We start from the raw sequence: 13,837 nt of genomic DNA, 5'->3' as shown, positions 1-13,837 counted from the left end.
CTGTGCCGAACGAAGGGAAGGCGCCGCAGCGGCCCGGCGTCAGAGCTTGAAGGTATCCCCAAGGTAGACGCGGCGGACATCGGCGTTGGCCAGGATCGCCTCCGGCGCCCCCTGCGCCAGTACGCTGCCTTCGTTGAGGATATACGCGCGGTCGCAGATTCCCAAGGTTTCGCGCACATTGTGGTCGGTGATCAGCACCCCGATCCCACGCTGCTTGAGGTGGGTGACGATGCGCTGGATCTCCCCGACCGAGATCGGGTCCACGCCGGCGAAGGGTTCATCGAGCAGGATCAGGCGCGGGCGGGCGGCCAACGCACGGGCGATCTCGCAGCGGCGGCGTTCGCCGCCGGACAGGCTGGCGCCGAGCTGGTCGGCGACGTGGCCGATCTGCAGTTCGTCCAGCAGCGAATTCAGCTCCTTCTCGCGGCCGGCCTTGTCCAGGTCCTCGCGCAGCTCCAGCACCAGGCGCAGGTTGTCGGCCACGGTCAGCTTGCGGAACACCGAAGGCTCCTGCGGCAGGTAGCCCACGCCCTGCTTGGCGCGGGTGTACATCGGGTCGGCGGTGATGTCCTTGCCGTCCAGCACGATGCTGCCGGCGTCGGCCTCGACCAGGCCGACGATCATGTAGAAGCAGGTGGTCTTGCCGGCGCCGTTGGGGCCGAGCAGGCCGACGACCTCCCCGGCGTCCAGGGTCAGTTCGAAATCCTTGACCACTTCGCGCTGCTTGTAGCGCTTGCGCAGGCCCTTGGCGACGAGCATTACTTCTTGCTCCCGGCGGTGGGGACGGTGGTCTTGGCCGCCGGGGTGGCCGCGGCCGGGGCGGCGGTCTTGTTCTTGGGCGGAATCACCGTGCGCACGCGCGAGCCGTCGCCGCCGCTGTTCATCTCGCCGGTGCGGGTGTTGTAGGTCATCTTCTGGCCGGTATTGGTGCCGCGCGCGCTCTTGACGTGGTAATTGCCGGTCATGGTCAGCACTTCGGCCTTGATGTCGTAGTCGATGCGGTCGGCGCTGGCGTCCATCCAGCTGCCGTCGTCGAGCTGCTGCTTGAGCTTGGCCTGCTTGCCGGTGAACACCGCGCGTACCGCCTCGCCGTCCTTCATGTAGATCTCCGCATCGGAGGAGCGCAGGTCCAGCGTGCCCTGGATGATGATCACCCCCTGCGACAGCACGGTCTTGCCGTCGCCGACCAGGGTGCCGGACTGGGCGCCGGCGTCGATGGACATGTCCTGGTTGCGGTCGGTGGACTTGGCGCCGGCGGCGAAGGCCGGAACCAGAAGACTGATCGCGCAGGCGGCTGCAAATAGGATCTTCATGAAAGGGGTCTGTCCTGCGAAGGTTGGGGTCGAGGCCCGGCGGGTGCCGGTCCAGGTGGGGCGGGGCCGGCGCCGGTCCGAAGACGTCGCCAGGGCGGTGGCTCAGCGGCTGGGCGTGTAACGGCCCTTGGACTGGCTCAGGAAATGATAGGTCTTGCTCTTGGAATCCAGCTCGAACCCGACCCCGGACTGGGTCATGCCTGGCCGGGTCATGCTGACCAGAGCATCGGTCCTGGCCCGGTTTTCCTTCGGGTAGACGTCCAAATGGTCGGTGCGGAAGGTGGTCGGCGGCACGCTGGGCACCTTCGGGCTGTCGCCGCTGACGTTGCCGGTCAGCTTGAGCAGGTCGCCCTTGGCGCTGACCCAGCCCTTCTCGCTGCGCAGCTCCCAGTGGTTGCCGTCCTGGTCGGGCAGCAGGAACAGCGGGGTGGTGATGGTCATGGTTTCATCGTTGCGCGCCCGCTCCAGCAGCGGCGCGCGCAGGGTGGTGGATTCCTTGCCCTGTTCGTCCAGCGCGATGATCTGGAAGTCGTGCAGCACGTAGTCCTTGCTGCCGTCATCGGCCGCTTCGGCGGCCGGTTTGTCGCGGTGGCGCAGCAGCGACCAGCCGCTGACCAGCGCGGCCACCAGCAGCAGGCCTCCCAGGACGGTACGCCAGTTCATGCGCCAAACCTCGCCAATACCGCGTCCACATGGCCCTGCACGGCCAGCAGGACGTCGCACAGCTCGCGGGCCGCGCCACGGCCGCCATCGCTGCGGGTCTGCCAGTGCACGCGCTCGGCGATCCACGGATGCGCGTTGGCCGGCGCCACCGCCAGCCCGACCGCGCACAGCGGGGCCAGGTCGGGCAGGTCATCGCCCATGAAGGCGACCTGGTCCAGGCCGATGCCGTGGCTGTCGCACAGCGCGCGCACGCTGGCCAGCTTGTCGCCGACCGCGATCTGGGTGTCGATGCCCAGGTCGGCGCCACGCTTCTGCGCCGACAGGCTGTTGCGCGCGGTGATCAGCACCGGGTGGATGCCGTGCTGCTGCAGCAGTTTCAGGCCAAGTCCGTCCTGCACGTAATACGCCTTGCTCTCGTTGCCGTCACGGTCGTAGTAGAGCCGACCATCGGTGAGCGTGCCGTCCACGTCGAAGCAGGCCAGCCGGATACGGCCGGCGGCGGCATGCAGGTGGGACGGGAAGCCGGGCAGCGGGGAATAGGGCATCAGCAGGGGCGCAGGTTGTCTGAATGGAGGAAGGCCACTGTGGTTTAAACCACCCGGGCCCGCAACAGGTCATGAATGTTGAGTGCGCCGACCAGCCGGCCGTCGGCATCGACCACCAGCAGGCCGGTGATCTTGTGGGTTTCCATCAGCTGCGCGGCCTCGGCGGCCAGCCGGTCGGCGCCGATGGTGCGCGGGTTGCGGGTCATCACCTCGGCGATCTTCGCGCTGCGCACGTCCAGCGCGGTGTCCAGCGCGCGGCGCAGGTCGCCGTCGGTGAACAGGCCGATCAGGCGGTTGTCGGCGTCGACCACCGCGGTCATGCCCAGCCGCTTGCGGCTCATTTCCACCAGCGCCTCGCTGAGGCTGGCCCCGGCGTCCACCCGCGGCAGCTCGTCGCCGCTGTGCATCACGTCGGTGATATGCAGCAGCAGCCGGCGGCCGAGGCTGCCGGCCGGGTGCGAGCGGGCGAAGTCGTCGGCGGTGAAGCCGCGCGCGTCCAGCAGGGCCACCGCCAGCGCATCGCCCATCGCCAGCGAGGCGGTGGTGCTGGAGGTGGGGGCCAGCGCCAGCGGGCAGGCCTCGGCCGGCACGCTGACGTCCAGGTGCACATCGGCGGCCAGGGCCAGGCTGGACTGGGGCCGGCCGGTCATGGCGATCAGGGTGTTGCCCTGGCGCTTGAGTACCGGCAGCAGCATCAGCAGCTCGTCGGACTCGCCCGAATAGGACAGCGCCAGCACCACATCGTCCCCGGTGATCATGCCCAGGTCGCCGTGCCCGGCCTCGCCGGGGTGCACGTAGAAGGCCGGGGTGCCGGTGGAGGCCAGGGTGGCGGCGATCTTGCGCGCCACGTGCCCGGATTTGCCCATCCCGGTGGCCACCACCCGGCCCTTGCCGCGCAGGATCCGCTGGCAGGCCTGGCTGAACGCATCGCCCAGCCGGTCGGCCACGGCGGCCAGGGCGTCGGCCTCGATCTGGAACACGCGGCGGCCGCTGGCGACCAGGGCGCCGGCGTCGGCCGGAGAGGGGGGCAGGGGCGATACAGCCATGCGGGCGCCACGCGGAAGGGTAGAATGGACGCTCATTTTATTAGGAAAGCCCGTTGGACGCGCAGACCATCCGCAATCTGATCGAATCCGGCCTGCCCGGCGCCCGCGCCGACGTGCAGGGTGAGGACGGCGTGCATTTCGAGGCCACCGTGGTCTGCGACGCCTTTGCCGGCAAGCTGCCGCTGGCGCGCCACCGGATGGTCTATGCGACCCTGGGCGATCTGATGGGCGGGGCGATCCACGCGCTGGCGCTGAAGACCGTGACCGCCGCCGAAGCCGATCGGTAAGCCGACCAACAAAGCTGATCGGTAAGCCGACCAACGGTCGGCTTCTACCCCCCCCCCCTCCTTTTTTCCCTTATTGCGCAGACTCCATGGCCAAGATCGTAGTGACCGGCGGCAAGCCGCTGCACGGTGAAGTGAACATTTCCGGCGCCAAGAACGCCGTCCTCCCCATCCTGTGCGCCACCCTGCTGGCCGATGCGCCGGTGGAGATCACCAACGTGCCGCACCTGCATGACGTGGTCACCACGGTGAAGCTGCTCAGCGAACTGGGCGCCAAGGTCACCATCGACCAGGGCACGCTGTCGCGCGGCAGCGCGATCGTGGTCGACCCGCGCCCGGTCAACCAGCACGTGGCCCCGTATGAACTGGTGCGTACCATGCGCGCCTCGATCCTGGTGCTGGGCCCGCTGCTGGCCCGCTTCGGCGCGGCCGAAGTGTCGCTGCCCGGCGGCTGCGCGATCGGCTCGCGGCCGGTCGACCAGCACATCAAGGGCCTGCAGGCCCTGGGTGCGGAGATCACCGTGGAGAACGGCTTCATCAAGGCGCATGTGGCCACCCGCCTGAAGGGGGCGCACTTCACCTTCGACATGGTCAGCGTCACCGGCACCGAGAACGTGCTGATGGCGGCCGTGCTTGCCGAAGGCACCACCGTGCTGGACAACGCGGCGATGGAACCGGAAGTGACCGACCTGGCCCACTGCCTGATCGCGCTCGGCGCCAAGATCGAAGGCCTGGGCACCGCCCGGCTGGTGATCGAGGGCGTGGAAAAACTGTCCGGCGGCCGCCATGAAGTGCTGCCGGACCGCATCGAAACCGGCACCTTCCTGGTCGCCGCGGCGATGACCGGCGGCAGGGTCACGGTCAACCGTGCCCGTCCCGGCACCATGGACGCGGTGCTGGCCAAGCTGGTCGAAGCCGGCGCGAAGATCGAGACCACCGAGCACAGCATCACCCTGGACATGGAAGGCAAGCGCCCGCGCGCGGTCAACCTCACCACCGCACCGTACCCGGCCTTCCCGACCGACATGCAGGCCCAGTTCATGGCGCTCAACTGCGTGGCCGACGGGGTGGGCGTGATCAATGAAACGATCTTCGAAAACCGTTTCATGCACGTCAACGAGCTGCTGCGCCTGGGTGCGGATATCCAGGTGGAAGGCCACACCGCGATCGTGCGCGGTGCCGAACACCTGAGCGGTGCACCGGTGATGGCCACCGACCTGCGCGCGTCGGCCTCGCTGATCCTGGCCGGCCTGATGGCCGAAGGTGACACCACCATCGACCGCATCTACCACCTGGACCGCGGTTACGAGAACATCGAAGAGAAGCTGTCCTCGCTGGGCGCGACCATCCGGCGCGTGGCCGCATGATCCTGCGCGGCAAGTTCACCCGCCGCCGCAAGGCGCTGCTGGCGCTGGTACTGGTGGTGCTGGCGTGGCTGGGCTATGCCTGGTATGCCGACATCGCCATCACCCAGGGCATCGAGCAGCAGGACATGGACTGGAACGGCGACGGCACGGTCAGCCGCACCGAGGTGCTGCAGGCGTTCTATGCGGTGGGCGTGGACACCCAGCAGCAGGGCAACCGGCATTGCCGCACCTTCTACTGGCGCGGCAACCGCGAGCAGATCCGCGTGGACTGCAAGACGGTGTTCGGCGAAGACGCCAAGAAGGAATGAAAAAACGCCCGCGCAAGCGGGCGTTTTGCATTGGTCCGCATCCACGCCATGCGTGGATGCCGCCATCAAACCCTCAGTTCATCCCCTTGATGGTCAGGTCCAGCGCATCCTTGCCGCCCTCGCGCTGCAGCAGGCGCGCCGGCACCGGGAATTCCTTGACGATCCAGGCGATCTGTTCCTTGTTGCCGTCCACGCGCGACACCTTGGTCGCATCGTAGGACTTGCCCGCCACGGTGATCTTCTCCTGGCCGATCACCTTGTAGCTCATCGGCTTGATCCGGCCCTCGTCGACCATGCGGTAGTTCAGCGGCTTGCCGGCGGCCACGTCGCGCGCGATCGCCAGGTTGATCAGCAGCGCATCCATGTCGCCGGCCTTCAACGCCACCGGGCCGCGGCGGTCGGGCTTGATGTCGCCGGTCCAGCTGGCCTGGTTGCTGGACCAGTTGTAGGTGGCATCCACATTGCGCTTCTTCACCAGCAGCACCGAGCGGTCGCTGCTGGTGAGCGGGCGCAGGCGCCCGTTGGCTTCCTCGAACACGGTGTTCTGGCTGAGGTCGGCCAGCTGGTTCTTCACGTTCAGGCTGTAGCGCCACTTGTTGGCGCCTTCGCTGGTCAGGGTCATGGTGCCGTTGGCCTGCATGCCCATGTAGCTGGCCTGGTAATCGGCCTTGAACGGCTGCAGGGCCATGGCCGGCAGGCTGGCCATGCTCAGCGCGGCGGCGGCGACCCACGTCAGCGGGCGGTTCAACAGGTTCATGCTCAGACTCCTTGGTATTCGATCAGGCGCAGATCAATCCGATCCTCGCCATCTTCGCGTTGCAGGATGCGCACCGGCGTGGGGACACCGTTGGCGATCCAGAGGATGGTTTCGTCATTGCCGCCGTTGGTCCGGTGGACCCGCAGCGCGTTGTAGGAGAGCTCGCCGACCTGCACGTTCTCGGTGTCCGGCGCGGCCTGGTAGTCGTGCTGGCGCACCCGGCCGACGTCGACGTAGCGGTAGCGCATCTGCCCGCCGGGGCGGGCATCGCGCATGATCGCCAGGTTGATCAGCAGGGCGCTCTGGTCGCCGGCCTGCAGCGGAATCGGCTGGGTGCGTTCCTTTTTCAGGTCGCCCAGCCACTGCGCGGTGCCGGCCTGCCAGTCGTAGGTGCCAGTGACCTTCTTGCCCAGGAACAGGCCCTTGCGCACCGTCGCCTGGCTCAGCGGCACGTAGCTGTCGCCGCGCTTTTCAAACACCGTGCTCTGTTCCAGGTTCAGCCCCAGCACGCTGGCAAAGCCGCGCCGGCCGATCACCTGCATGTCCACCCGCCATTGCGCGCCGCCGGTATGGGTGACGCGCAGGACTGCATCGCCGGCTTCCTTGCCCTTGTACAGGGCCTGGTAGGTGGCGGTGAACGGCTCCAGCGGCGGCGCCTCCCACTGCATCGCGGGCAGGGCCGGCGGCAACGGCGGATCGGCCGCTTGCTGGGCCTGCACGACCGCCACGGTGCACAGCAGGGATGCAATCAGCAGTACTGGCTTGAACAAGGAAGTACTCATGCGGGCAGGGGGCGAGGGGGGAAGGATGCCAGCGGCCGGGTCAGCAGCGCGTGTGCGCGGCCGTCAATGCTGCAGCTGACCGGCGCAATCTAGGCGCAATGGACTAAACAGGGGGTGAGCGTCCACCAGCAGCTGACCATCCTGTTCAGCCACGCGGCCGGCCACCAGCCACTGCAGACTGGCGATCAGCAGCGGGTGTTCCACCGTCAGCACCCGCCGGGCCAGGGTTTCGGGGGTGTCGCCGGGCAGCACCGGCACCCGCGCCTGGGCCAGCACCGTGCCGGCGTCCAGTTCGGGCACCACGAAGTGCACGCTGGCGCCATGCTCGGCATCGCCGGCGGCCAGCGCGCGGGCGTGGGTGTGCAGGCCCTTGTACAGCGGCAGCAGCGACGGATGGATATTGACCAGGCGGCCCTCGAAGCGGGCCACGAAGGCCGCGCCGAGGATGCGCATATAGCCGGCGCAGACGATCCAGTCCGGGGCGAAGCCGGCCAGCGCATCGCCCAGCGCGGCATCGAAGGCGTCGCGGTCGGCGAAGTCGCGCGGCGCGCGCGCCCAGCGGCGCGCGGCGGGCACGCTGTGCAGGGCCGGGGCCTCGGGTTTGTCCGACAGCACGCCGACCACCTCGGCATCGAGCTGCCCGGCGGCGATCGCGGCCAGGATCGCCTGCAGGTTGCTGCCGCGGCCGGAGGCCAGCACCGCGATGCGGCTGGGCGCGCTCATCGGCGCAGCTCCCGGCGCGCCAGCGGCCACGCCAGTACGCTGCCCAGGGTGGCCAGCAGCATGTCCGCATGCGCATCCCACAGGTCGCCCTGCTGGCCGTTGTAGGACTCGGCCGCTTCGGGCGACAGCAGCAGCGCGATGCCCCACTCGAACCATTCGTAGACCAGGCTGGAACACATCACCACCATCACCGCCAGGCTGAAGGCCTGGCCGAGGCGCAGTGCCGGCCAGGCGTGCCGCGCCAGCTGGACCAGCGCCGGGGTGAAGCAGACGCCGTAGAGGAAATGGATCAGCCGGTCGAAGTGGTTGCGCTGCCAGCCGAAGGCCGCATTGGGCGACCAGTGCAGCGCCGCCTGCAACCAGGCATCGTAGGGAACATTGGAGTACAGCCAGCGCGCGGCGATGCAGTGGATGGCGATGAAGGCGCAGATCGCGGCGAAGGCGCCGCTGCCCAGCGTCCAGCGGCGGTCCACCCACCACAACGCGGCCAGCCCGAGCACGGTCAGGGTGCTGTGCAGGGTCTGTTCCAGCGGCCACTGCGGATCGATCCAGCTGGCCGCGAACACGGCCAGGACGGTGGCGAAGGCGGCTTTCTTGGCGGTGCTCATCGGTGGCGCAGGCAGGGCGGGGCGGTTCATCGCAGCAGGGTCGGGCGCATCAGGCACCGACCGGCGGGCGCGCAGGCGGGAAACGCTCGCGTACCGAACTGCGCGACAGCACCAGCAGGGTGAATACCCCCAGGATGGTGCCCAGCGGCATGCAGGCGCAGGCGATGCCGGCCACCACCATGCACAGCAGGTGGCGGCGCCGCTGGGCCAGGCAGCGCCCGGCATAGATCAGATAGCCGGCCAGGGTCATGCCCAGCGCGATGAACAGCAGCGCCATCAGCACGAACACCCAGCCCACCACCTGCGGGGTGAGCTGGTCGGCCGCCGTGCCCTCGCCGGGCACCGCGCCGACGATCATCGCCACCCCCAGCGCCACGTAGATCAACGGGAACAGCGCGAAGAACGCGGTCAGCCCACCCAGCACGTAGTGCAGGATCGACAGCACGCGCAGCTGCGCATCGTCGTCGTAACGTTGCACGGGCGCGGCCGGCGAGGCCGGCAGCGGCGGCGGAGCGGGGGCATCCATGCGGGGCTCCATGGAATGGATCAACCGATCCGGACGCGTTCGGCACCGTCGGCGACGGTGACCTCGCCGATGGTCCAGTGCTCCAGGCCCTGTGCGGCCACGGCGGCGGACACCGCCTGGACCTGGTCGGCGGCGACGATCAGCACAAAGCCGATGCCGCAGTTGAAGGTGCGCCACATTTCGCTGTCGGCCACGGCGCCTTCTTTCTGCAGCCACTGGAAGACCGGCGGCAGGGTCCAGGCATCGGCCCGGATGTCCAGGCCCAGGCCATCGGGCACCACGCGGATGATGTTTTCGGTCAGGCCGCCGCCGGTGATGTGCGCCATGCCGTGGATGGCCGCGCCGTGGGTCTTCAGCAGCGCCAGAATCGGCTTGACGTACAGGCGGGTCGGGGCCATCAGCGCATCGACCAGCTTGACCCCGCCGTCCAGTTCGAGGTCGGCCGGGCGGCCGGCGCGGTCGTAGATGCGGCGCACCAGCGAGTAGCCGTTGGAGTGCGGGCCGGAGGAGGCGATGCCGATCAGCACGTCGCCGGCGGCCACGCTGGCGCCGTCCTTGAGTTCGCTCTTCTCGACCCCGGCGACGGTGAAGCCGGCCAGGTCGTACTCGCCGGGCGGGTACATGTCGGGCATTTCCGCGGTTTCCCCGCCGATCAGCGCGCAGCCGGCCTCGGCGCAGCCGTTGGCGATGCCGCCGACCACCGCCGCGGCGGTGTCGATGTCCAGCTTGCCGGTGGCGAAGTAGTCCAGGAAGAACAGCGGCTCGGCGCCCTGCACCAGCACGTCGTTCACGCACATGGCCACCAGGTCGATGCCGATCGTGTCGTGGCGGCCCAGCTGTTGTGCCAGCTTCAGCTTGGTGCCCACTCCGTCGGTGCCCGACACCAGCACCGGCTCGCGGTACTTGCCGGACAGGTCGAACAGCGCGCCGAAGCCCCCCAGGCCACCCATCACCTCGGGGCGGAAGCTGCGCTTGACCAGCGGCTTGATGCGCTCGACCAGTTCGTTGCCCGCGTCGATGTCGACACCGGCCTCGCGGTAGGTCAGGGGAGAGGGGTTGGACGGGGAGTTGGTCACGGGCGTCGGCGCTGCGCTGGGGTGAAAGCGGGATTTTAACAGGCCACGTTGGCGCGCAGGCCCTATTCGGGCAACAATTCCCCCCGGATACGCTCAATGGAAGTCCTGATGCGCCGCAGCCTCTTGATGATGATGTTCCTCGCGCTATGCCTGCCGGTGGCCACGATGGCCCAGAGCGGCCTGCGTACCGAAGGCGATGTGGCTATTGCCAGCGGGGCCTACGAGGCCGAAGTGCCGGTCAACAGCCAGGCCGACGGCGACCGCAATGGCGCCCTGGCCCGGGCGCTGGGCAACGTGCTGGCCAAGCTGTCCGGCGACCGCAGCGTGATGGGCCGCCCCGGCGTGGCCCAGGCCCTGCGCGGTGCCAAGGACTACGTGGCCAGCTATGACTACCGCCAGGACCAGAGCACCTCGGCCAGCGGGGCGCCCAGTTTCCGCACCATGCTGGTGGCGCGTTTCCGCCAGGATGAGGTGGACGGCCTGATCTCGGCCCTGGGCCTGCCGCTGTGGCCGCAGCCGCGGCCCAAGCCGGTGGCCTGGCTGGCCATCGATGACGGCTCCGGCCCGCGCCTGGTCAGCGTCCAGCAGGCCAATGCGGCCCGCCCGTTGCTGAACCGTGCGGTCGAGCGCGGCTACAAACTGGGCCTGCCCACCGGCAGTGCCGCCGAACAGGCCCTGGTCGGCGCGATCTGGCGCCAGGACACCGCCGCGGTGGCCCGTGCCTCGTCGCGCTATGCCCCGCCGATGCAGCTGGTCGGCAAGCTGTACCGGGCCAACGGTGGCTGGGTGGCCGACTGGGTGTTCGTCGACGGTGGCAAGGAACTGAACAAGTGGACCACCAAGGACAGCGATGCCCGCCGCGCCATGGCCGGTGGCGCCGACGGTGCCGCCGATGCGCTGGTGCGCCGCTACGCCAAGGCCGGCGCGGCCACCGGAGCGGCCGGGACCTACACCATCGCGGTGACCGGGCTGGACAGCGCCGAGGACTACATGCGCCTGGCTGCCGGCCTGCGCGAGAGCCCGGTGGTGCGCAACATCACCCCGCTGCGCGCCTCCGGCAACCGCCTGGAGCTGGCCCTGGAAATGACCACCGGCCTGGCCGGGCTGAACCGCATGCTGGGCGACAGCGGCGTGATCGTGCCGTTGGCGCCGTTGCCGGTGCCCGATGATGGCGACCCGTCCACGACCGCGCCGCGCCCGGCCAGCAACGAGTACCGACTGCGATGATCCTCAGCCCCGAAGCGGAAATCGCGCAGTTCCTGCGCCGCGTCAAGTACGTGCTGCTGGCGCTGGCGATCGGCTGGGTGGTCTGGCTGTTGGCCCCGATCCTGACCCCGTTCGTGCTGGCCCTGGCGCTGGCTTGGCTGGGCGACCCGCTGGTCGACCGGATCGAGGCGACCGGGCGCTCGCGCAACACCGGCGTGGTGCTGGTGTTCGTGGCGATGATCCTGACCCTGGTGGCCGCCCTGCTGGTGCTGGTGCCGATGATCGAACGCCAGATCGCCACCCTGATCGCGGCCATCCCGCAGGCGCAGGAGTGGCTGATGCGGACCGGCATCCCGTGGTTCGAGCAGAAGACCGGGCTGGAGATCATGCAGTGGCTGGACCCGGACCGGCTGATCGAGTGGGTGCGCAGCCACTGGCAGCAGGCCGGTGGCTTCGCCAAGACCTTCTTCGGCTATGTCTCGCGTTCGGGCTTTGCGATGGTGACCTGGGTGGTCAACATCCTGCTGCTGCCGATCCTGGCGTTCTACTTCCTGCGCGACTGGGACAAGCTGGTGGAGCGGGTGGCCTCGATGATCCCGCGCAACCACATCGGCACCATCACCAAGCTGGCCCGCGAATCGGATGAAGTGCTGGGCGCGTTCATCCGCGGCCAGTTCCTGGTGATGATCGCGCTGGGCGTGGTGTATGCGGCCGGGTTGTCGCTGGTCGGGCTGAAGCTGGGCCTGTTGATCGGCCTGGTGGCCGGGTTGATCAGCTTCATCCCCTACCTGGGCGCCACCACCGGCATCGTGATGGCGGTGGCCGCGGCACTGGTGCAGGCGCAGGGTTTCGACCTGAAGCTGCTGGTCCTGGTCGCCATCGTATTCACCGTGGGCCAGCTGCTGGAAAGCTATGTGCTGACCCCGCGCATCGTTGGCGACAAGATCGGCCTGCACCCGGTGGCGGTGATCTTCGCGGTGATGGCCGGCGGCCAGCTGTTCGGCTTCCTGGGCATGCTGCTGGCGCTGCCGGTAGCGGCGGTCAGCAACGTGCTGCTGCGCTATGCCCACCAGCGTTACCGGCAGAGCGACCTGTATGCCGGCGAGCGTTCGTCGATCGTGCTGGATTCGTACGGCGACAAGCCGGCGACCCTTATCGACACCCTGCCGAAGGCACCCGACCCGCAGTGAGTGTCGTCCCGCAGCTGCCGCTCGCCCTGCGCTACCCGCAGGACGAGCGCCTGGAAACCTTCATCGGTGCCCCCGACGGTGCGCTGGCGCAGCTGCGTGCGATCGCGCTGGGCGCCGCGCACGACTGGGTCTACCTGGAAGGTGCCGCCGGCACCGGCAAGACCCACCAGGCGCTGGCGATGTGTTCGCTGGCCGAACAGGCCGGGCGGCAGCCCACCTACCTGCCGCTGAAGGCGGTGGTGGGGCGCACCCGCGCCGCGCTGGAGTCGCTGGAAGGGCGCGACCTGGTCGCGCTGGACGGGCTGGACGCGGTGGCCGGGCAGCGCGAGGACGAGGTGGCACTGTTCGATTTCCACAACCGCGCGCGCAGTGCCGGTATCACCCTGCTGTACACCGCCCAGCACGGGCCTGACCAGCTCGGCCTGGTGCTGCCCGACCTGCGTTCGCGCCTGCAGCAGTGCGTGCGCGTGCAGTTGCAGCCGCTGGACGACGAAGGCCGCGCGGCGGTGCTGCGCGAACGCGCGCTGCGCCGGGGCCTGGCGATCGACGAAGCGGCGATCGAATGGCTGCTGACCCGCACCGGCCGCGAACTGGGCAGCCTGGTCAGCCTGCTGGACTGGCTGGACCGCGAATCGCTGGCCGCGCAACGCCGCATCACCGTACCGTTCCTGCGCCAGGTACTGGAAGACGGCCCACACCGGCTGTAACGGCGGGCGCGTCGCCGGTGGGGTCGGTTCCCAAACGACTGCCGGTGATGGTGATCGGCGCGACGAACGCATGACCCGTGCCGGAGCCGCCTTCGATCCGAGGTCATGCCTTTGCCGAACGTTGCGCAGCGTACCGGCAGTCGATCGGGATGCGACCCTACCAACAATGCACCGAACGGTCCGAACGCTTCGGTAGGGTCGGTTCCCAAACGACTGCCGATGACGGTGATCGGCGCGGCGAACGCGTGGCCTGTGCCCGAGCCGCTTTCGATCCGAGGTCATGCCCTTATCGAACGTTGCGCATGGTATCGGCAGTCGATCGGGATGCGACCCTACCAACAATGCACCGAACGGTCCGAACGCTTCGGTAGGGTCGGTTCCCAAACGACTGCCGATGACGGTGATCGGCGCGGCGAACGCGTGGCCTGTGCCCGAGCCGCTTTCGATCCGAGGTCATGCCCTTATCGAACGTTGCGCATGGTATCGGCAGTCGATCGGGATGCGACCCTACCAACAATGCACCGAACGGTCCGAACGCTTCGGTAGGGTCGGTTCCCAAACGACTGCCGATAACGGTGATCGGCGCGGCGAACGCATGACCCGTGCCGGAGCCGCCTTCGATCGGAGGTCATGCCCTTGCCGAACGTTGCGCAGCGTAGCGGCAGTCGATCGGGATGCGACCCTACCAACAATGCACCGAACGGTCCGAACGCTTCGGTAGGGTCGGTTCCCAAAC

At 68.7% G+C, this 13,837-nt stretch carries 17 protein-coding genes; 6 read left to right on the top strand and 11 right to left on the bottom strand.

Annotation, left to right across the window (positions count from 1 at the left end; translation table 11 throughout):
- Nucleotides 1-39: 39 nt before the first annotated feature.
- From lptB to IC535_RS15045, 5 genes are all read right to left on the bottom strand, one after another.
- Nucleotides 40-759 (bottom strand): LPS export ABC transporter ATP-binding protein, encoded by a 720-nt coding sequence (gene lptB / locus IC535_RS15065; protein WP_228886780.1) that lies wholly within the window; start codon nucleotides 757-759, stop codon nucleotides 40-42.
- Nucleotides 759-1,313 carry a lipopolysaccharide transport periplasmic protein LptA gene (gene lptA / locus IC535_RS15060; protein WP_228886781.1) on the bottom strand — a complete coding sequence of 185 codons (555 nt, stop codon included), beginning with the start codon at nucleotides 1,311-1,313 and terminating at the stop codon, nucleotides 759-761. Before lptA ends, lptB begins: the two co-directional genes overlap by 1 nt.
- A gap of 102 nt (nucleotides 1,314-1,415) precedes the next feature.
- Nucleotides 1,416-1,976: an LPS export ABC transporter periplasmic protein LptC gene (gene lptC, locus IC535_RS15055; RefSeq protein WP_228886782.1), complete on the bottom strand. Its 561-nt coding sequence runs from the start codon at nucleotides 1,974-1,976 to the stop codon at nucleotides 1,416-1,418.
- Nucleotides 1,973-2,521, bottom strand: a complete 549-nt coding sequence (locus IC535_RS15050) for a KdsC family phosphatase (RefSeq protein ID WP_228886783.1) — start codon at nucleotides 2,519-2,521, stop codon at nucleotides 1,973-1,975. The genes lptC and IC535_RS15050 overlap by 4 nt, the downstream gene beginning before the upstream one ends.
- A gap of 44 nt (nucleotides 2,522-2,565) precedes the next feature.
- On the bottom strand, nucleotides 2,566-3,567 hold the full coding sequence (locus IC535_RS15045) for a KpsF/GutQ family sugar-phosphate isomerase (RefSeq protein WP_228886784.1): 1,002 nt from the start codon (nucleotides 3,565-3,567) through the stop codon (nucleotides 2,566-2,568).
- A gap of 53 nt (nucleotides 3,568-3,620) precedes the next feature.
- On the opposite strand from IC535_RS15045, the gene IC535_RS15040 reads away from it, so the two are divergent.
- From IC535_RS15040 to IC535_RS15030, 3 genes are all read left to right on the top strand, one after another.
- Nucleotides 3,621-3,854 (top strand): BolA family protein, encoded by a 234-nt coding sequence (locus tag IC535_RS15040; RefSeq protein WP_228886785.1) that lies wholly within the window; start codon nucleotides 3,621-3,623, stop codon nucleotides 3,852-3,854.
- 86 nt (nucleotides 3,855-3,940) lie between these two features.
- Nucleotides 3,941-5,218 (top strand): UDP-N-acetylglucosamine 1-carboxyvinyltransferase, encoded by a 1,278-nt coding sequence (gene murA / locus IC535_RS15035; RefSeq protein ID WP_228886786.1) that lies wholly within the window; start codon nucleotides 3,941-3,943, stop codon nucleotides 5,216-5,218.
- Nucleotides 5,215-5,526 (top strand): EF-hand domain-containing protein, encoded by a 312-nt coding sequence (locus IC535_RS15030; RefSeq protein ID WP_228886787.1) that lies wholly within the window; start codon nucleotides 5,215-5,217, stop codon nucleotides 5,524-5,526. The genes murA and IC535_RS15030 overlap by 4 nt, the downstream gene beginning before the upstream one ends.
- Nucleotides 5,527-5,599: 73 nt before the next feature.
- Here the strand turns inward: IC535_RS15030 and IC535_RS15025 are convergent, their stop codons facing one another.
- From IC535_RS15025 to purM, 6 genes are all read right to left on the bottom strand, one after another.
- Nucleotides 5,600-6,283 carry a DUF3108 domain-containing protein gene (locus IC535_RS15025; RefSeq protein WP_228886788.1) on the bottom strand — a complete coding sequence of 228 codons (684 nt, stop codon included), beginning with the start codon at nucleotides 6,281-6,283 and terminating at the stop codon, nucleotides 5,600-5,602.
- A gap of 2 nt (nucleotides 6,284-6,285) precedes the next feature.
- A complete protein-coding gene (locus tag IC535_RS15020; protein WP_228958693.1) occupies nucleotides 6,286-7,065 on the bottom strand; it encodes a DUF3108 domain-containing protein in 780 nt (259 codons plus the stop codon).
- 63 nt (nucleotides 7,066-7,128) lie between these two features.
- Nucleotides 7,129-7,788: a phosphoribosylglycinamide formyltransferase gene (gene purN, locus IC535_RS15015; protein ID WP_228886789.1), complete on the bottom strand. Its 660-nt coding sequence runs from the start codon at nucleotides 7,786-7,788 to the stop codon at nucleotides 7,129-7,131.
- Entirely contained in the window at nucleotides 7,785-8,396 is a 612-nt protein-coding gene (locus IC535_RS15010; protein ID WP_228886796.1) for a DUF2238 domain-containing protein, read from the bottom strand. The genes purN and IC535_RS15010 overlap by 4 nt, the downstream gene beginning before the upstream one ends.
- Nucleotides 8,397-8,445: 49 nt before the next feature.
- Entirely contained in the window at nucleotides 8,446-8,922 is a 477-nt protein-coding gene (locus IC535_RS15005) for a hypothetical protein (RefSeq protein WP_228886790.1), read from the bottom strand.
- Between the two features lie 20 nt (nucleotides 8,923-8,942).
- Nucleotides 8,943-9,998 (bottom strand): phosphoribosylformylglycinamidine cyclo-ligase, encoded by a 1,056-nt coding sequence (gene purM, locus IC535_RS15000; RefSeq protein ID WP_228886791.1) that lies wholly within the window; start codon nucleotides 9,996-9,998, stop codon nucleotides 8,943-8,945.
- 108 nt (nucleotides 9,999-10,106) lie between these two features.
- Between purM and IC535_RS14995 the strand changes: the two genes are divergently transcribed.
- The 3 genes from IC535_RS14995 to hda are packed head-to-tail and all read left to right on the top strand — an operon-like array spanning nucleotide 10,107 to nucleotide 13,101.
- Nucleotides 10,107-11,225: a DUF2066 domain-containing protein gene (locus tag IC535_RS14995; RefSeq protein ID WP_228886792.1), complete on the top strand. Its 1,119-nt coding sequence runs from the start codon at nucleotides 10,107-10,109 to the stop codon at nucleotides 11,223-11,225.
- Nucleotides 11,222-12,394, top strand: a complete 1,173-nt coding sequence (locus IC535_RS14990; RefSeq protein ID WP_228886793.1) for an AI-2E family transporter — start codon at nucleotides 11,222-11,224, stop codon at nucleotides 12,392-12,394. Before IC535_RS14995 ends, IC535_RS14990 begins: the two co-directional genes overlap by 4 nt.
- Nucleotides 12,391-13,101, top strand: a complete 711-nt coding sequence (gene hda, locus IC535_RS14985) for a DnaA regulatory inactivator Hda (RefSeq protein ID WP_038689943.1) — start codon at nucleotides 12,391-12,393, stop codon at nucleotides 13,099-13,101. The genes IC535_RS14990 and hda overlap by 4 nt, the downstream gene beginning before the upstream one ends.
- Nucleotides 13,102-13,837: the final 736 nt, after the last annotated feature.

It is taken from the genome of Stenotrophomonas rhizophila (assembly GCF_020857975.1).
Lineage (GTDB): Bacteria > Pseudomonadota > Gammaproteobacteria > Xanthomonadales > Xanthomonadaceae > Stenotrophomonas > Stenotrophomonas rhizophila_C.
This window is presented reverse-complemented; position numbering and strand designations above follow the sequence as displayed.